Below are 2,051 nucleotides of genomic sequence, written 5' to 3'. Positions count from 1 at the left end.
GCTGATGATGACGCGATGCATGTCCAGTCCGTCCCATCCGCAGGCGTTGCGGGCTTCATGTGGGCGCCGGAACGCTCCGGCGCAACAGTTTTCTCACCGAGGCGGTTTACGCCGGCTTAAACCAAAGATCTGGGCCGACTGAAGCCGATCCCTCGACATGGCCACAGCCAAAGCCAAGCGGCCCTAAGGCGCCGCGCGACATGGATAATCAAGCTCGTTTTGCGACAATGAAAATGCGCGGAAAGCGCAAGAGCACCTTGCCATCAGCCGTCTTCTGATAGGCCTTGGCGATCTTGGCCGTGTAACATTCGAGGAACATCGCCCTCTCCTCGGCGTCCAGCGGATCGAGGAACGGCTTCAGGCCCGTCGATTTCACCCATTCGACGATCGCCTGCGCGTCGGCAAGCGGATGGTTGTAGATGGTGTGCCAGATATCAAGCCGGTCGCTGAGCGGCGACAGCAGGTCATAGTAGAACGACACCGGCGGCAACGGCCCGCGTGCCGCGCCCTTGAGCTTTTCGGCAAATGGCATTTCGGCGGCGGTCTCCCGCATCAGGCGGTGGGAGTCCTCGCCCAGATTGTCGGGCATCTGGACGGCAAGCGCACCGCCTGGGGCGAGGAAGCCCATCAGCCGCTGGAACACCGCCGGATGGGTAGGCAGCCATTGGAACACAGCATTGGCGAAAATCACGTCGACCGGCTCCGCCGGCTGCCATTCGGAGGCATCGGCGAGATCAAAGGTGACCTCGGGCAGGCGCGCCCGCGCCTTCTCGATCATGTCGGGCGAAGTGTCGAAGCCGCTCACCTCAGCATCCGGCCAGCGCTCGACAAGCAGTTCGGTCGAGTTGCCAGGCCCGCAGCCGATGTCGACGACCCGGCGCGGGAAGTCCACCGGCACCTGCGCGACCAAATCCCGCGCGGGCCGCGTGCGCTCGTCTTCGAATTTCAGATATTGGGCGGCGGACCAATCAGCCATTTGAGCTCCTCATGCTGGTTGAGATCGCCGCCCTAAAACCCCTTACCGCGTCAGCCTCTTGTAGGTCATGCGGTGCGGGTTGACGGCATCCGGCCCGAGGCGGCGGATCTTGTCCTGCTCGTAATCCTCGAAATTGCCTTCGAACCATTCGACATGGCTGTCGCCCTCGAAGGCGAGGATGTGCGTCGCCAGGCGATCGAGGAACATACGATCGTGCGAGATGATGACGGCGCAGCCGCCGAAGTTTTCCAGCGCGTCTTCGAGTGCGGCCAGCGTTTCCGTATCGAGATCGTTGGTCGGTTCGTCGAGCAGCAGCACATTGCCGCCGGTCTTCAGCATCTTGGCCAGATGCACGCGGTTGCGCTGACCGCCGGACAGATTGCCGACCTTCTGCTGCTGGTCGCCGCCACGGAAGTTGAACGACGCGCAATAGGCACGCGTGTTGGCTTCGAACTTGCCGAGCTTGACCACTTCGGCGCCGCCGGAAATCTCTTCCCACACCGTCTTTGACGGATCGAGCGCATCGCGGCTCTGGTCGACATAGCCGAGCTTGACCGTTTCGCCGACGCGCACAGAACCCGCATCCGGCTTTTCCTGGCCGGTGATCATGCGAAACAGCGTCGTCTTGCCGGCGCCGTTCGGGCCGATGACGCCGACGATGCCGCCGGGCGGCAGCTTGAATTCCAGGCCGTCGATGAGCAGCGTGTCGCCAAAGCCCTTCGACAGGCCTTCCGCCTCGATCACCACATTGCCGAGCCGCTCGCCATGCGGAATGACGATCTGCGTATCGCTCGGACGCCGCTTGTCGGCTGCATCCAAAAGATCCTGGAACGCCTGGATACGCGCCTTGGACTTGGTCTGGCGAGCCTTCGGGCTCGACTGGATCCATTCGCGCTCGCGGCCGATGGCGCGCTGGCGGGCATCGTCCTCCCGGCCTTCCTGCTTGAGGCGCTTGGCCTTGTCTTCGAGGTATTTGGCGTAGTTGCCCTCATAAGGAATGCCGCGGCCGCGATCGAGTTCGAGGATCCAGCCGGTGACATTGTCGAGGAAGTAGCGGTCGTGGGTGATGATCATC

Annotated in this window: 2 protein-coding genes; both read right to left on the bottom strand. The window is 62.7% G+C overall.

All coding sequences use genetic code 11. The annotated features are described in order from the left end of the window. Positions 1-208: 208 nt before the first annotated feature. A complete protein-coding gene (gene tam, locus EN939_RS31665) occupies positions 209-976 on the bottom strand; it encodes a trans-aconitate 2-methyltransferase (RefSeq protein WP_127271532.1) in 768 nt (255 codons plus the stop codon). A gap of 42 nt (positions 977-1,018) precedes the next feature. Next, a partial coding sequence (ettA, locus tag EN939_RS31660) for an energy-dependent translational throttle protein EttA (protein ID WP_127271530.1) occupies positions 1,019-2,051 on the bottom strand: 1,033 nt, incomplete at its 5' end.

This window comes from Mesorhizobium sp. M7A.F.Ca.CA.002.05.1.1, from assembly GCF_003998335.1.
Classification (GTDB): domain Bacteria; phylum Pseudomonadota; class Alphaproteobacteria; order Rhizobiales; family Rhizobiaceae; genus Mesorhizobium.
This window is presented reverse-complemented; position numbering and strand designations above follow the sequence as displayed.

Bases quoted from the DNA above. Each gene is read 5' to 3' on its own strand.
- tam (WP_127271532.1), bottom strand. From the start codon at position 976: ATGGCTGATTGGTCCGCCGCCCAATATCTGAAATTCGAAGACGAGCGC.